The organism is Pseudomonas sp. (assembly GCF_002796985.1).
In the GTDB taxonomy this organism is placed as follows: Bacteria; Pseudomonadota; Gammaproteobacteria; order Pseudomonadales; family Pseudomonadaceae; genus Pseudomonas.
This window is the reverse complement of record NZ_PEKX01000012.1, coordinates 21,189-36,107: the sequence shown is the minus strand read 5'-3', so window position 1 is coordinate 36,107 and position 14,919 is coordinate 21,189. Positions and strand designations below refer to the sequence as shown.

At 66.5% G+C, this 14,919-nt stretch carries 11 protein-coding genes; 7 read left to right on the top strand and 4 right to left on the bottom strand.

The window, feature by feature from the left end; genetic code table 11:
- Nucleotides 1–270 precede the first annotated feature (270 nt).
- The 5 genes from CTR55_RS17915 (at nucleotide 271) to CTR55_RS17895 (ending at nucleotide 4,825) form a co-directional block, all read left to right on the top strand.
- Complete coding sequence (locus tag CTR55_RS17915; RefSeq protein WP_296288173.1) at nucleotides 271–966, top strand: B3/4 domain-containing protein; 696 nt, start codon at nucleotides 271–273, stop codon at nucleotides 964–966.
- A 69-nt stretch (nucleotides 967–1,035) separates the two neighbouring features.
- A complete protein-coding gene (fos, locus tag CTR55_RS17910; RefSeq protein ID WP_296288172.1) occupies nucleotides 1,036–1,446 on the top strand; it encodes a fosfomycin resistance glutathione transferase in 411 nt (136 codons plus the stop codon).
- A 66-nt stretch (nucleotides 1,447–1,512) separates the two neighbouring features.
- Entirely contained in the window at nucleotides 1,513–2,007 is a 495-nt protein-coding gene (locus CTR55_RS17905) for a GNAT family N-acetyltransferase (protein ID WP_296288171.1), read from the top strand.
- A gap of 282 nt (nucleotides 2,008–2,289) precedes the next feature.
- Nucleotides 2,290–2,679, top strand: a complete 390-nt coding sequence (locus CTR55_RS17900; protein ID WP_296288170.1) for a hypothetical protein — start codon at nucleotides 2,290–2,292, stop codon at nucleotides 2,677–2,679.
- A 451-nt stretch (nucleotides 2,680–3,130) separates the two neighbouring features.
- Nucleotides 3,131–4,825, top strand: a complete 1,695-nt coding sequence (locus CTR55_RS17895; RefSeq protein ID WP_296288169.1) for an amidase — start codon at nucleotides 3,131–3,133, stop codon at nucleotides 4,823–4,825.
- A gap of 207 nt (nucleotides 4,826–5,032) precedes the next feature.
- Here CTR55_RS17895 and CTR55_RS17890 read toward each other — a convergent pair whose 3' ends face one another.
- Both CTR55_RS17890 and gabP read right to left on the bottom strand, forming a co-directional pair.
- A complete protein-coding gene (locus tag CTR55_RS17890) occupies nucleotides 5,033–6,037 on the bottom strand; it encodes a GlxA family transcriptional regulator (RefSeq protein ID WP_296288387.1) in 1,005 nt (334 codons plus the stop codon).
- Between the two features lie 63 nt (nucleotides 6,038–6,100).
- A complete protein-coding gene (gene gabP, locus CTR55_RS17885) occupies nucleotides 6,101–7,513 on the bottom strand; it encodes a GABA permease (protein ID WP_296288168.1) in 1,413 nt (470 codons plus the stop codon).
- A gap of 360 nt (nucleotides 7,514–7,873) precedes the next feature.
- Here gabP and CTR55_RS17880 point away from each other — a divergent pair, with 360 nt between their 5' ends.
- Nucleotides 7,874–8,533: a glutathione S-transferase family protein gene (locus CTR55_RS17880; protein ID WP_296288167.1), complete on the top strand. Its 660-nt coding sequence runs from the start codon at nucleotides 7,874–7,876 to the stop codon at nucleotides 8,531–8,533.
- Between the two features lie 218 nt (nucleotides 8,534–8,751).
- Here the strand turns inward: CTR55_RS17880 and CTR55_RS17875 are convergent, their stop codons facing one another.
- Both CTR55_RS17875 and CTR55_RS17870 read right to left on the bottom strand, forming a co-directional pair.
- Entirely contained in the window at nucleotides 8,752–10,245 is a 1,494-nt protein-coding gene (locus tag CTR55_RS17875; protein WP_296288166.1) for an aldehyde dehydrogenase family protein, read from the bottom strand.
- A gap of 274 nt (nucleotides 10,246–10,519) precedes the next feature.
- On the bottom strand, nucleotides 10,520–12,193 hold the full coding sequence (locus CTR55_RS17870) for an MFS transporter (RefSeq protein ID WP_296288165.1): 1,674 nt from the start codon (nucleotides 12,191–12,193) through the stop codon (nucleotides 10,520–10,522).
- A gap of 489 nt (nucleotides 12,194–12,682) precedes the next feature.
- Between CTR55_RS17870 and ccsA the strand changes: the two genes are divergently transcribed.
- The gene (ccsA, locus tag CTR55_RS17865; protein WP_296288385.1) at nucleotides 12,683–14,866 is read left to right on the top strand and encodes a cytochrome c biogenesis protein CcsA; all 2,184 of its coding nucleotides are present in this window, start codon (nucleotides 12,683–12,685) and stop codon (nucleotides 14,864–14,866) included.
- Nucleotides 14,867–14,919: the final 53 nt, after the last annotated feature.

Genomic DNA, 14,919 nt, shown 5'->3' with positions numbered 1-14,919 from the left:
CATTAGCTGGGTGAATCATGCATTCGGGGATTTCATGGCAGCGGCATGGTCTGGTCTGTAGAAATAGCGGGGTGGCGCGCTGTTCGCCCTCCCTTCCCACTGACCCGGAGAGATACCCATGAAGTCCAGATGGACCGCCTTGCTGTGTGTGCTGAAAACCCTGTCCGTCGCCTGGGGCGACTACAACAAACGCAACTTCGTCCGCCGCTGAGGCGGACTATTGGATCGACCGGTTCACCGCGCTTTTCGACTTACGCCAAGGATTCCGTCATGCAGCCCGTCACTCCCCATATCGACTCTGCGATCGCCGCCATCGCCCCCGGCTTCCGCGCCCTGAGTATTAGCGTGGATGCCGCACCGATCCTCCATCCGGAGGTGGCGGAGCAGGCCCAGCAGCGCGCCTGCTCGGCACTGCTGGCAGGCGAGCCGGCGTGGGCCGATGTGCATCTGGCGGCGTGGGCCGAGGTGTTCCGCCGCTTCGGCGCCAAGCCCCAGCGCACGCCCTGTTCGGCGGAGGCGCTGCGCAAGCGCGCGTTGCGAGACGGCAGCCTGCCGAGCATCGATCCGCTGGTGGACCTGTACAACGCCGTCAGCGTGCAGTTCGCCATTCCGGTAGGGGGAGAGAATCTCGCCGCCTACGCCGGCACTCCGCGCCTGATGGTCGCCGACGGCAGCGAAACCTTTGACACGATGAAAGACGGCGCGCCGGCCCATGAATCGCCCGACGCTGGCGAAGTCATCTGGCGCGACGACCTCGGCGTCACCTGCCGCCGCTGGAACTGGCGACAGGGTGTGCGCACGCGCCTGGACGCTGAGGCGCAGCGCATGTGGTTCATCCTCGAAAGCCTGCCGGAGATGCCGCTGGAGGCGCTGCACGCAGCAGGTGATCAGCTGGTCGCTGGGCTGCTGGCGATGATGCCGGGGGCCAGGACAGAGACGGTGCTGGTGGGAACGGTTGCTCGGTAGGAATCTGCTAGCAGCCCCTGGCATCGCGCCTCTGGCATGCTTGAGGCTCATCGATCGCGGACTCACGCCATGCTCACCGGACTGAATCACCTGACCTTGGCCGTCACCGATCTGTCGCGCAGCACCCAGTTCTATCAGGAGGTACTGGGAGCGAGGCTCCGGGCGAGTTGGGCGACTGGGTGCTACCTGGCTATGGGCGATCTCTGGCTGTGTCTCTCGCTGGATGACCATGGTCGGGTCGATCCGCGTCGGGATTACACGCACTACGCCTTTTCAGTCGAGCAGAGTAATTTCGCTACCTTGCGCGGGCGCCTGCTTGCCGTGCCGGTCGAGGCATGGAAAGACAATTCCAGCGAAGGCGATTCCTTCTACTTCCTTGACCCGGATGGCCACCGTCTTGAAGTCCATGTCGGCAGCTTGGAATCGCGCCTTGACGAGTGTCGGCGGCAGCCTTATCGGGGCATGCAGTTTTTCGACTGAGCGGCAGCGAAGAGGCGGCCGAGTTAACCTATCGCCTCGATTTTGCTTTGCCAGGAATCCCCCGTCATGACCCAACCGACTTTCCGTACCGCCACCCCCGCCGACGTCGACCGCTGCTTCGAGATCGAAACCACCGCCTACGAAGGCGACGAGGCGGCGACCCGCGAGAAGATCGCCACGCGCATTGCGCAGTACCCCGAAGGCTTCCTGATCATGGAGCTGGGTGGCGAGATCATCGGCTTCATCAACAGCGGCTGCGCGCACGAGGTGGTGATGTCCGACGAGGAGTTCAAGGAGCTCATCGGCCATGATCCGGCGGCGCCCAATGTGGTGATCATGTCGGTGGTGATCGACCCGGCGCAGCAGGGCAAGAGTTACGCCACGCTGCTGATGCGCACCTTCATCGAGCGCATGGCCGGCCTGGGCAAGCGCACCCTCCACCTGATGTGCAAGGACCGCCACGTGCCGCTCTACGAGCGCTTCGGCTACCGCTACGTGAAACCGTCGGCGTCCGACCACGGCGGCATGGCGTGGCACGAGATGGTGATGGAGCTGGCCTGACGCTTCGGCGTTCCCGCCGCTCGTTCACCCGGTCGCGAGCGGCGCGCAGCAGGCCTTTGAACAGGTCCCCGTGGTAGCTCATGGCGTGTCCTCCAGGGCGCAATGGCGGGGGATTCCTGATTGGCGACCGGGCTCGGCGGGAGGGTTCGAACTTCCTGCGCTACGGCGCGCAACCATCGACGGCGTCGAGTTTCACTATCGATGCAATCGAGTGGTACGCGAGCCGGGAGCGGCTGACTATCTGTCCCAAGAGCTGGTTGCACCGACCAAGGGACCGAATCGATGAACACTCCGCGCCCCACCCCGAATCGCCTGGTTGCCCGTATCACCCTTGGCCCGCTACTGCTGGCCGTGGCCAGCCTGACCGGCTGCGCGGCAACCTCCGAAACCCAACTGAGCTGGGATAGCCTCGGCGGCACCACCGCCCAGGACAGCAGCACTTACCTGAGCTGCGTCGACGGCAGGCTCACCCCCGGCACCGCCACCTTCGTCAGCGACAGCGGCGCCACCCGCCAGTTGCTCACCGGCAGCGCTGATCCGCTGCAGGCCAGCGGCATCGTCCGGGTGACTCCAATCGCTGGTGGTAACCACTTCAGCGCGTACCAGCGCAGCGCCTGGCAGGACAAGGGCGAGCTGCTGGATGCCGCCTACCAGTGCGCGCAGCACAGTTGATGATCTTTCCAGGTTGATACGTCTTCGAGCGGGCCGCTCCCCCCAGCGACCCGCCCAGCGCCGGCAGGCGGCGAATAGCCTGCGTCAGCATCGGCCATCGGGCTTTCGCTGATTCACTCTCCAGGGCGCTCCCCACAGCGCCCGACTATCGCCCGGCGAGTCCCCCCACTCGGCGGGCGTTTTTTTTAATTTACGACTGTTGTGTATTCTGATCGCGCATGCCAGTGTGTGCGCCCTGGCGGCTGTATTCGCCTTTCACAGCCTGTTGATGCGCTTCCGGTTTGTCCGCCGGGCGCTGAACCCTGCCGCCGGCCGACGGTACACTCACTCCCGTCGCGTAACAGAAGTACAAGAGAATCGAGATGAACACGCATTTTCCGACTTGCGCCGTCTGGGTCCGTCGCGACGCAGACCTGCTCCTTCCCACCAACCTTCAGCCGACGGTGAAAGCATGATCGAGGTAACCGAAGTTTCCATTGCGCAGCTGCGTGAAGCCCTGGAGTCGGGCCGCACCACCGCGGTCGAACTGGTCAAGGCCTACCTCGCGCGCATCGACGCCTACGATGGCCCGACCCGGCTCAATGCCGTGGTCGTGCGCAACGCGCAGGCCCTGAAGGAAGCCGAAGCCTCCGACGCCCGCCGCGCCAGTGGCGAAACCCTCGGCCCGCTGGACGGCATTCCCTACACCGCCAAGGACAGCTACCTGGTCAAGGGTCTGACCGCCGCCTCCGGCAGCCCGGCCTTCAAGGACCTGGTCGCCTACCGCGACGCCTTCACCGTCGAGCGCCTGCGCGCTGGCGGCGCCATCTGCCTGGGCAAGACCAACATGCCGCCCATGGCCAATGGTGGCATGCAGCGCGGCGTCTACGGCCGTGCGGAAAGCCCGTACAACCGCAAATTCCTCACCGCGCCCTTTGCCTCCGGCTCCTCCAACGGTGCCGGCACCGCGACCGCCGCGAGCTTCTCGGCCTTCGGCCTGGCGGAAGAAACCTGGTCCAGCGGTCGTGGCCCGGCCTCGAACAATGGCCTGTGCGCCTACACCCCGTCCCGTGGCGTGATTTCGGTGCGCGGCAACTGGCCGCTGACCCCGACCATGGACGTGGTGGTGCCCTACGCGCGCACCATGGCCGACCTGCTGGAAGTACTCGACGTGGTGGTGGCCGAAGACGCCGACAAGCGCGGCGACCTGTGGCGCCTGCAGCCGTGGGTGCCGATTCCCGCCGTCGCCGACGTGCGTCCGGCGTCCTACCTGGAGCTCGCCGCCGGCCCCGAAACCCTCAAGGGCAAGCGCCTGGGCGTGCCGCGCATGTTCATCAACAAGGACGAACTGGCCGGCACCAGCGAGAAGCCCGGCATCGGCGGCCCGACTGGCCAGCGTATCCACACCCGCGCCTCGGTCATCGACCTCTGGGAACAGGCCCGCAAGGCCCTGGAGGCCGCCGGCGCCGAAGTCATCGAAGTGGACTTCCCGCTGGTCTCCAACTGCGAGGGCGATCGCCCTGGCGCGCCGACGGTGTACAACCGCGGCATCGTCTCGCCCGAGTTCCTTCACGATGAGCTGTGGGAACTGTCCGGTTGGGGCTTCGACGATTTCCTCCGCGCTAACGGCGACCCCAAGCTGAACAAGCTGGCCGACGTCGATGGCCCGAAGATCTTCCCGCACGATCCGGGCACCTTGCCGAACCGTGAGGATGACCTGGTCGCCGGTATGGACGAGTACGTCAACATGGCCAAGCGCGGCCTGAAGACCTGGGACCAGATCGAGACCCTGCCTGACGGCCTGCGCGGCCTGGAAAAGACCCGCAAGCTCGACCTGGAAGACTGGATGGACGGCCTGAAGCTCGACGCCGTGCTGTTCCCCACCGTGGCCGATGTGGGCCCGGCGGATGCCGACGTGAACCCGGAATCGGCTGACATCGCCTGGAGCAACGGCGTCTGGGTCGCCAACGGCAACCTGGCGATCCGTCACCTGGGCGTGCCGACCGTCACCGTGCCGATGGGCGTGATGGCCGACATCGGCATGCCGGTGGGCCTGACCTTCGCCGGTCGCGCCTATGACGACTCGGCGCTGCTGCGCTTCGCCGCCGCCTTCGAGGCCACCGGCTCCAAGCGCCTGGTGCCGCCGAGCACGCCGCCGCTGGGCTGATCGGCTGCCGGATGAAGAACCGCGCCCCAGGGCGCGGTTTTTTATGGCCGCAAAGTGTGGGGGCCGTTCGGAGTGCGCGGACATTTCGCTGGAAGTCCCTAGAGAGCGAAGGGGCGGAAAGCGGATGTAGGAGCGAGCTTGCTCGCGAACCGCCCAACGCCAGAGTTTCCCTGTAGGACGGGCGGGGACGCCCAGTCCCCGCCCGTCCTACACGTTGCGCTGGGCTTTCACACAACCGTGGCGCGCTTCCTTCGACGGCGAGTAGCCATAGAACGAGGTGTAGCACTTGCTGAAATGGCTGGGCGAAACGAAGCCGCAGGCCAGCGCCACCTCGACCATCGGCAAGCTGGAATGCTGTAGCAGGCGGCGGCTTTCGGTGATGCGCAGTTCCAGGTAATAGCGCACCGGGGTGGTCCCCAGTTGTTCCTGGAACAGCCGCTCGATCTGCCGCTTGGAGCGGCCAACGTAGCTCGACAGCTGGTCCTGGCTCAGCGGTTCCTCGATGTTCGCGCTCATCAGGTTGATCGCCTCGCGCAGCGGCTCGCTGAGCTTCTCGTGCAGCGACGGGCGGGTGCGGCGGAAGCGCGATTCCTCGAAGGCGAGGATGTCGACGATAGCGTCCACCAGCTCGCGGCCGTGGCGCGCGTTGATCCACTCCAGTACCAGGTTGAAGGCGCCGGTGGGGCTGGCGGCGCTGAGGCGGTCGCGGTCGGCCTGGTAGCTCTCGCTGGTGACCTCGCTGTGCCGGGCGATCTCCGCCAGCGCCGCGCGGTTCTCCGGGTGGATGGCGCAACGGTAGCCGTCGAGCAGGCCGGCCTGGCCGAGGAACCAGGCGCCGTTCCACAGGCCGGCGAGGGCGATGCCCTTGTCGGCGGCCGTCTGCAGCAGGCGCGTCAGTTCGGGTATCGCGCGCAGCGGTGTGCGCAAGCCGCCGCAGACCACCAGCAGGTCCAGCTCGGCGAGTTGCACCGAGCTCAGCGTGGCGTCGGGGCAGATCACCAGGCCGAGGTCGCTGGTGACCGATTCGCCATCAAGGCTGAAGGTTTCGGTGGCGAAAGTCTGCGTGCGGATCAGGTTGGCGGTGACCAGCGTATCCAGCGCCTGGGTGAAGGCGGGCAGGGAGAAGTGTTCGAGCAGCAGGAAGCCCACCCGCGCGAGGCGGCCGGGCTCTGTGGCCTCACCGTCGAGGTAGCGCAGGTTGCGGCCCTGCATGGCACCACTGAACTGGCGGCGTTCGACCAATCGGCACCTCGTCTGCTTGGGTTGGTGACCTGCTCAGCCGCGCACGGCGCGGCGGCTGACGGCCGGCTGGATGGGGTGCGAGGAGCGCCGGCGGGTCTGGCTGAGCAGGATGATAATGACCGTCAGCGCCAGGGTCGAACTCACTTCGATGCGGTGCGTCGGCATGATGAACATCACCGCGAGGATGAAGCTGATGATCCCGATTACCAGCCAGGTCAGCCAGGGGAACAGCCACATGCGAAACACCAGCTCGTGGTTGCGCCGGCGCAGGATGCCGCGCATGCGCAACTGCGACACGGCGATGGCGAGGTAGGCGAGCAGGGCAATGGAGCCGGAGCTGGCCAGCAGGAAGTCGAACAGGCGGCCGGGTGCGAAGAAGTTGAGCAGGGTGGTGAACATGCCGATCAGCGTGCTGGCGATCACTGCCGCGCGCGGCACGCCGGCTGCCGAGGTGCGCTGGATGAAGGCCGGTGCGTCGTGGCGGCGGCTCAGCGAGTAGATCATCCGCGAGGCGATATACACCGAGGAGTTCAGGCAGCTGGCCACGGCGACCAGCACCACCAGGTCCATCAGCAGTTGCGCGTTGGGGATGTGCAGCAGTTCCAGGGTGCGCTGGTAGGAGCCGATCTCCACCAGGCGCGGGTCGTTCCACGGCACTACCGAGATGATCACCAGTATCGACAGCAGGTAGAACACGCTGATGCGCCAGATCACCGAGCGCGTGGCCTTGGCGATATTGCGGCTGGGGTCGCTGGATTCGGCGGCGGCGATGGTCACCGCCTCGGTGCCGATGAAGCTGAACAGGGTAGTGATCAGCGCGCTGAAGATGGCCGTCCAGCCGTTGGGCATGAAGCCGCCGTGCTCGCCGATCAGCTTGTTCAGGCCGCTGGCCTCGCGCCCCGGCAGCAGGCCGAACAGCGCGGCGGCACCGAGGCCGATGAAGGCGACGATGGCGACCACCTTGAGCATGGCGAACCAGAATTCGAACTCGCCGTACTTGGCGACGCTGAACAGGTTGGTGACGGTCAGCAGCAGCGTCATCGACAGGGCGAACACCCAGGTCTCGACCTGCGGGAACCAGTTGTTGAGGATGACCCCGGCGGCGATGGCCTCGATGGGGATCACCAGCACCCAGAACCACCAGTACAGCCAGCCGATGGTGAAGCCGGCCCAGCGGCCGATGGCCTGGTCCGCATAGGCGGAGAACGAGCCGGTGTCGGGGCTGGCCACGGCCATCTCGCCGAGCATGCGCATCACCAGCACTACCAGCAGCCCGGACAGGGCATAGGCGACGATGGCGGCGGGGCCGGCGGCGGCAATCGCGTGGCCGGAGCCCACGAACAAGCCGGCGCCGATGATGCCCGCGATGGAAAGCATGGTGACGTGGCGGGGCTTGAAGCCCTGCACCAGATCGCCATGGGCGCCTTTTGCACTGGGAGCACTCATCTGTCGGCCTTTTATTGAAATTGTTATCCAGGGCGCGGTGACGCAGAGCCGGGCGCAGCTTCCCCTCGCCGAGGGGCTGCAAGCCGAGGCCGGGGAATCCGCGTGGCGGCAATGCGCTTCACGCGGGGCTCAAGCTAAGGCAGTGCGGGGGTGGCGAGTTGCTCGAAATCGCCATGGGCATGACCAAAAACGACATGGGTGGCGGCTTGTGTAGTGGCGATGGGCCGCTCTGGGACGGAGGTTCCATGCGCAGCGGATGGCTTTGTGCGGTGGCCTGATCGGATCGACGGTCATGCTCGCTTCGCCCGTCGGCATTCGGGTCTAGGCTGAGTACTTTCGTCTGCCTCAGGTGACCTCGCCATGTCCCTCGTCCTGTTCGGCCATCCGTTTTCCTCCTACACGCAGAAGGTGCTGATCGCCCTCTACGAGAACGCCACGCCTTTCGAGTTCCGTTGCCTCGGCCCGGATCAGCCGGAGAATGGCGCGCACTGGTTGCGCCTGTGGCCGCTGGCGAAGTTCCCGGTGCTGCTGGACGGCGAGCACAGCGTCGCCGAGACCAGCATCGTCATCGAGTACCTGCACCTGAAGCATCCCGGCCCGGTGCGCCTGCTGCCGGACGACCCGCTACAGGCGCTGGACGTGCGCTTCCTCGACCGCTTCTTCGACTGGCACGTGATGACCCCGGTACAGCACGCCGTTCTGGGGGCCATGAGCGGCGAAGCGGGCAAGCGCGCGGAAGGTCTGGCCCATGCGGTGAGCAAGCTCGAACTGGCCTACGCCTGGCTGGAAGAGGAACTGACCGGGCGCACCTGGGCGGCAGGGGACAGCTTCAGCCTCGCCGACTGCGCGGCGGCTCCTTCACTGTTCTACGCCGACTGGACCCATCCCATCGGCGACCAGTACCCAACGCTGCGTGCCTACCGCTCCCGCCTCCTGGCGCGCCCATCCTTCGCCCGCGCGGTGGAGGAGGCGCGGCCGCACCGGCCGCTGTTCCCACTGGGGGCGCCGGATCGGGATTGAGCCGGGCAAAAAAATCCCCCGCGCGCTGCCGCGACCGGGGGATGCAAGACCCGCGCAGGGGGACCGCGCGGGCGAGGTAGATGGTTCGATATCGGCACCAAGCTGCGGTGCCACCTGATAGCGTAGGAGCGGACTCTGTCCGCGATGATTTCCGGCGCGGTGCGGACCTATCGCGGACGGAGTCCGCTCCTACCGAGCTTGCAAGTTCTGGCGCGGGCTTACAGGCGGATCAGCACCGATTTCAGCTCGGTGTAGTGCTCGATGGCGGCAGCGCCCATCTCGCGGCCCACGCCGGACATCTTGTAGCCGCCGAAGGGCAGCGCCGGGTCCAGCGCGCTGTGGCAGTTGACCCACACCGAGCCGGACTTGATACGCGGCACCATGCGGTGCACCGCCGCCAGGTCGTTGGACCAGACGCTGGCGCCCAGGCCGTAGGGGCTGTCGTTGGCCAGGCGCAGGGCGTCTTCGATGTCGTCGAAGGGCATGGCGACCAGTACCGGGCCGAAGATTTCTTCCTGTACCAGCGGGTTCTGCTGGTCGACATCGACGATCACCGTGGGTTTGACGAAGTAGCCGGGGCCGAACTGTTCGCCGCCGCAGGCGATGGTGGCGCCCTTGTCGCGGCCCAGTTCGATGTAGTCGAACACGCGCTTCTGCTGTTTGGCGGAGATCAGCGGGCCCATGTCGATGCTCGGGTCCAGGCCGTTGCCCAGCTTCATGCCGTTGGCGATGCCGGCGATGTCGGCCACCACGTTGTCGAAGTGCTTGCGCTGCACGTACAGGCGCGAGCCGGCGCAGCAGACCTGGCCCTGGTTGAAGAAGATCGCCTGGGCGGCGCCGGCGGCGGCGGTGGCGAGGTCGGCATCGGCCATGACGATGGTCGGCGACTTGCCGCCCAGCTCCAGGGTCACGCGGGTCATGTTGTCCATGGCCGCCTTGCCGATCTGCTTGCCCACCGGGGTGGAGCCGGTGAAGGTCAGCTTGTCCACCAGCGGGTGGTGGGAGAGGGCGGCGCCGGCGGTGATGCCGGTGCCGGTAACGACGTTGAACACGCCCGCCGGGTAGCCGGCTTCGAGTACCAGCTCGGCGAGTTTCAGTGCGGACAGCGGGGTTTCGTCAGCGGGTTTGAGTACCACGCTGCAGCCGGTGGCCAGCGCCGGGCCGAGCTTCCAGCAGGCCAGCAGCAGGGGGAAGTTCCAGGCGACGATGGCACCCACCACGCCGACGGCTTCGCGGCGGATGTAGCCGTGGAAGTCGCCGTCGGGCATCAGCGGCATGGACACGTCGACGGTGGTGCCTTCGATCTTGGTGGCGTAGCCGGCCATGTAGCGCAGGAAGTCGATGGCCAACTGCACGTCCATCACGCGGGCGACGGCGGCGCTTTTGCCGTTGTTCAGGCATTCCAGCTCGGCCAGCAGGTCGGCATCGCGCTCCATCAGGTCGGCGAGCTTCCACAGCAGGTTCTGCCGTTCGCGCGGACGGGTGCGGCTCCAGGCCGAATCATCGAAGGCCTGGCGCGCGGCGCGCACGGCGCGGTCGACGTCTTCGGCGGTGCTGGCCGGCACCTGGCAGAGCACTTCGCCGGTGGCCGGGTTGCGCAGGTCCATCAGGGCGCCGTCGCTGGCGGAGGTCCAGTCGGCACCGATCAGCATCTTCGGGGCGCGCTGCAGGAAGGCGCGGGATTCGGGCTTGATGGGCAGGGAAGCGAGCATTGCGGTGGCCTCTTGTTGTCTGTTCGTGCTCCCGGTCTGGGAGTCGCTGAGGCGGAGCATCGCAACGGCTGTGCCAAGGCTGTGTTTTTTGTTTAATTTATTGAATTTAAAGGGATTATTTTGTTTTTTGGTGGATTCGATAAGGAGCTGCTGTCGCACATTGCGACAGCAGCTGAGACGGTACCGGGTTGTTTGTGGATGGAATCTCGGAGCTGGGCGTTCCTTCTCCCTAACCCTGGCTGGGGAGAGGGGGGCTCCGGCGACGCACAGCCCATCAGTGGGTGATATCCCGATCCTTGGTCTCCGGCAGGAACAGGATGCCCAGCACCGCCGTCATCACCGCAATGACGATGGGGTACCAGAGGCCGTAGTAGATGTCCCCGGTGGCCGCCACCATGGCGAAGGCGACGGTGGGCAGGAAGCCGCCGAACCAGCCGTTACCGATGTGGTAGGGCAGCGACATGGAGGTGTAGCGGATGCGTGTCGGGAACAGCTCCACCAGCCACGCGGCAATCGGCCCGTAGACCATGGTCACGTAGATCACCAGGATGGTCAGCAGCACCAGCATCATCAGGTGGTTGATCTTCGCCGGGTCAGCCTTCTCCGGGTAGCCGGCTTCCTTGAGCGAGGCGGCCAGCTGCGCGGTGAAGACTTCCGACTGCACCTTGAACTCCGCCGCTGGCATGCCGGCGCCTTCGAAGCTGGCGATGATCTTGTCACCCACATGCACCTGGGCCAGCGCGCCGGTCTCGGCCTTGATGTTCTCGTAGGGGATGGCGCGCTTGGCCAGCAGGCTCTTGGCCATGTCGCAGGAGCTGACGAATTTCGCCTTGCCCACCGGGTCGAACTGGAAGGAGCAGGCGCTCGGGTCGGCCACCACCGTGACCGGGTTCTTCTCCTGGGCGGCGAACACGTCCGGGTTACCGAACTGGGTCAGCCCGTGGAAGATCGGGAAGTAGGTCAGCGCGGCGAGAATGCAGCCGGCCATGATGATCTTCTTGCGGCCGATACGGTCGGAGAGGCTGCCGAAGAACACGAAGAACGGCGTGCCCAGCAGCAAGGAGCCTGCGATCAGCAGGTTGGCGGTCTGCGCGTCGATCTTCAGCGTCTGCAGCAGGAAGAACAGCGCGTAGAACTGCCCGGTGTACCAGACCACGGCCTGGCCGGCGGTGCCGCCGAGCAGCGACATGATCACCACCTTGAGGTTGTCCCAGCGGCCGAAGGATTCGGTCAGCGGCGCCTTGGACGCCTTGCCTTCCTCCTTCATCTTCAGGAACACCGGCGACTCGGAGAGCTGCAGGCGGATGTACACCGAGACGATCAGCAGCAGGATCGACAGCAGGAAGGGAATCCGCCAGCCCCAGGCCTCGAACGCTTCGTTCCCCAGCACGGTGCGGCAGGCCATGATCACCAGCAGCGAGAGGAACAGGCCGAGCGTGGCGGTGGTCTGGATCCACGAGGTGAAGAAGCCGCGCTTGCCCTTGGGCGCGTGCTCCGCCACGTAGGTTGCCGCGCCGCCATATTCACCGCCCAGGGCCAGGCCCTGCAGCAGCCGCAGGGTGATCAGGATGATCGGTGCCGCCACGCCGATGCTGGAATAGGCAGGCAGCAGGCCGACCACGGCGGTGGAGATGCCCATGATGATGATGGTGATGAGGAAGGTGTGCTTGCGCCCGATCATGTCGCCCAGCCGGCCGAACACGATGGCGCCGAAGGGCCGTACCGCGAAGCCGGCGGCGAAGGCCAGCAGGGCAAAGATGAAGGCGGTGGTTTCATTGACCCCGGCGAAGAAGTGCTTGGCGATGATCGCCGCCAGGGAGCCGTAGAGGTAGAAGTCGTACCACTCGAACACCGTACCCAGGGACGAGGCAAAGATGACCTTGCGCTCCTCCTTGGTGATGCCTTTGTGAGGAGCGTTGCCCGCCGTGGGGCTGTATGTCTGCGCCATGTTCGTCTCCGTCTTGTTGTTGTTCTGGGCCGGAGTCCCTCAATTTCCGTTACCGCACTCGAGCCCGGGGCTGATGACAGGTCGTACGGATTGCAGATGCGTGAATACAGGTGACCCTGCGAAGGGCCGCCAGTTCATCTGAAAGCATAATCGTTCTCACGCGTCTGGCCACCCGCACCCCCTGGCAAAGCCCCGGCTGGCGCGGATTGGCGCCTGTTCTGGACAGGTCGGCTGGCGCGAGGCGTCTGGCTGGCGCTTCGGGGGTGGCGATTGCTTCGCCGGGAGGGCGTGCAATTAGACCATCGTCTATAACGGCTGGGTCTGTCTCAGACTGCTACAGCTGTCGCGATCTGCCACGCGCCGCTGGTCGTTGCCTGAATGCAGGCGGCTGTTTCGCAAGGACTTTTCCCGCTGGCACGCAACGTGAAGAGCGCTGGGTTTCGCCCAGCGCCGCGTCGGCGCTGCACAAGGAGGCCTGGCTTGAAGAGGATGCACCTGTCGTCGCCGTGGAGCGTGGGGCTGATTGCCGCCACGTTGACTGGCCTGCTCTTGTGGTGGCTACCCAGCCTGGGCAATGCCTTGCTCTGGATGCTCGCTGCACTGATCGCGGTTGGCGCATTTCACCAACAGTGGCGCAGGCTGGCGTGGCCGGTTGCCCTTGGCGCACTGTGCGGCGCCTGCCTGGCACTGGCTCTGCACCTGGTGGCGGACCATTTCCAGCTGCGTTATGCCTGGCTCTACAGCAGTGCGGCGCTGCCGGCGTACCTGAAGTTCTCCAACCTCTGGGGCGGCGACGAGGGCACGGTGTTGCTGCTGGCGACCTTCAGCCTGGCCATCTCCCTGAAGAGCTCGGCCTTGCCCGGCTGGGCGGGACGGGGCATGGCGTTGATCGCCGCCTGGTACGTCGCCACTGCCGCCTGGCTCGGGCCGTTCAGCGCGACGCCGGCAGACTGGCTGGCGGCGCAGCCGAGCCAGGGCATGAACGCCCACCTGCAGACCTTCTGGATGTCCTTGCATGCGCCGCTGATCCTCTGCGCCTACGCCTGGGTGTTGGCGCCCGCCGGAGCCGCGCTGGAAGCGCTGAGGCGGGGCGGGCACGCCTATGCCTGGGTGATGCCGCGCTACAGCCGCCGCGCCTGGCTGGTCCTCAGCGCCGGCATCGGCGTCGGCATGGCCTGGGCCATGGAGGATTTCACCTACGGCCAGTTGTGGCACTGGGACCCGGTGCAGACCTCGGCCTTCATCATCTGGGCGCTGCTCGGTGCGGTGCTGCACGGCGCCCGTCGCTGGCGCGCGGACGGTGCTTACGCACGCCTGTTGCCGGTGCTCAGCCTGCTGGCGGCGGCCATGGCCTGCGGCGCCATGGCGGTGACCCGCAGCACGGTGCTGGCCAGTTCGCACCGCTACATCGGCACCACGTCGTGGCTCAGCCACCTGGCGCTGGCGGCGATTCTGCTGGCCCTCGCGGCGTTCTATCTGCTGGCGGGATGGCGTGCGCGGCAGCGGGCAGGGCGTCAGCGCGGCGCGAAGGACTGGACGCTGGACGTAGCCATCTACCTGTTTGCCGGCACCGGCCTGCTGGCGCTGGGCGCGCTGCTCCAGGCGCACCTCTACGAATGGCTGGGCAGGGAGCGGCCGAGCGAGCTGAAACCCTTCTTCGAGACCCTGACCGCCTGGGCCACCACGGCGGAGATGGACAGCCTGCGCCGCGCCTTTGACCAGTGGGACGTCAACGGTTACGGCCTGGCGCACTGGGTGGTGCCGCTGCTGGCGGCGCTCGGCCTGATGGGTGGTTACAGCTTCCTGCGCCGTTGCGGTCGCCCACGGCTGGCGCTGCTGGCGACCCTGCTGATGGCTGCGCTGATGCTCTGGACTGGCTGGCGCGGCGGCTGGCTGAGCGGCGGCTACAACGGCGACGGCATGCTCTCGCAGAGCATCGTGCAGGTGCTGCCGTGGCTGGATGCGGCGCTGCTGGGCGGCGCCTTCCTGATGGGCAGTTGCCTGCTGTGGGGCGCGCAGAGCCTGTGGCGCAGCCGGCGCCTGGGCAACCTGCGCTACAGCGGCGGACTGGCGCTGGTCCACGGCGGCGCGGTGATCGCGCTGGTGGGCGGGCTGGCCGCCACGGCGCTGAACAGCTACCAGCAGATCAGCATCCCGCCGGGCACGTCCTTCGAGCGGTGGCACGCGGTGATCGGCGGCATGCAGTTGCGTGTCTCGCCGGATGCCAGCCGGCCGGATTTCTCCGGGTACCACGCGGTGGCCAAGGTCGAGCTGCGCGACGGCGAGCGCACGCTGGCCGGTCACGCGCTGTTCCAGGACAGCCGGGGCAACCCACCCGCCTACCAGGGCCCGGTGCGCCAGCTTTGCGAGATTCTCGATTACCACTACGCGCGCTTCGCCTCCGAGCGCGGCTACGTGCTGCACCCGTTCATCGTGCGTGGCTGGAGCGGTGATCTGCAGATCTGGGTGCCGGCTTCCGCGCGGCTGCTCAAGCAGCCCGGCGACGACATCGAGAGCGTGGTGGTGGTGCGCCGTTTCCCGTTCCTCTCGCTGGTCTGGGTCGGCCTGCTGACCATGTTGTTCGGCGCCCTGTTGCTGCCGGCGGGCGGCGCTTTGCGCAAGCCGGACCATACTGCTTCAGGCGGCGTCTCACAGGGTCTGTCTCAGAGTTAGACAGCTATCGCGAAATGTGACGCTGGCAACCCGGCAGCACCTGCCGGGTGTGC

What these genes read in the sequence shown, in the direction of transcription:
- CTR55_RS17900 (WP_296288170.1), top strand. Translation starts at nt 2,290, where the DNA reads ATGAACACTCCGCGCCCCACCCCGAATCGCCTGGTTGCCCGTATCACC.
- CTR55_RS17905 (WP_296288171.1), top strand. Translation starts at nt 1,513, where the DNA reads ATGACCCAACCGACTTTCCGTACCGCCACCCCCGCCGACGTCGACCGC.
- CTR55_RS17880 (WP_296288167.1), top strand. Translation starts at nt 7,874, where the DNA reads ATGTCCCTCGTCCTGTTCGGCCATCCGTTTTCCTCCTACACGCAGAAG.
- ccsA (WP_296288385.1), top strand. Translation starts at nt 12,683, where the DNA reads ATGCACCTGTCGTCGCCGTGGAGCGTGGGGCTGATTGCCGCCACGTTG.
- fos (WP_296288172.1), top strand. Translation starts at nt 1,036, where the DNA reads ATGCTCACCGGACTGAATCACCTGACCTTGGCCGTCACCGATCTGTCG.
- gabP (WP_296288168.1), bottom strand. Translation starts at nt 7,513, where the DNA reads ATGAGTGCTCCCAGTGCAAAAGGCGCCCATGGCGATCTGGTGCAGGGC.
- CTR55_RS17870 (WP_296288165.1), bottom strand. Translation starts at nt 12,193, where the DNA reads ATGGCGCAGACATACAGCCCCACGGCGGGCAACGCTCCTCACAAAGGC.
- CTR55_RS17875 (WP_296288166.1), bottom strand. Translation starts at nt 10,245, where the DNA reads ATGCTCGCTTCCCTGCCCATCAAGCCCGAATCCCGCGCCTTCCTGCAG.
- CTR55_RS17890 (WP_296288387.1), bottom strand. Translation starts at nt 6,037, where the DNA reads ATGCAGGGCCGCAACCTGCGCTACCTCGACGGTGAGGCCACAGAGCCC.
- CTR55_RS17895 (WP_296288169.1), top strand. Translation starts at nt 3,131, where the DNA reads ATGATCGAGGTAACCGAAGTTTCCATTGCGCAGCTGCGTGAAGCCCTG.
- CTR55_RS17915 (WP_296288173.1), top strand. Translation starts at nt 271, where the DNA reads ATGCAGCCCGTCACTCCCCATATCGACTCTGCGATCGCCGCCATCGCC.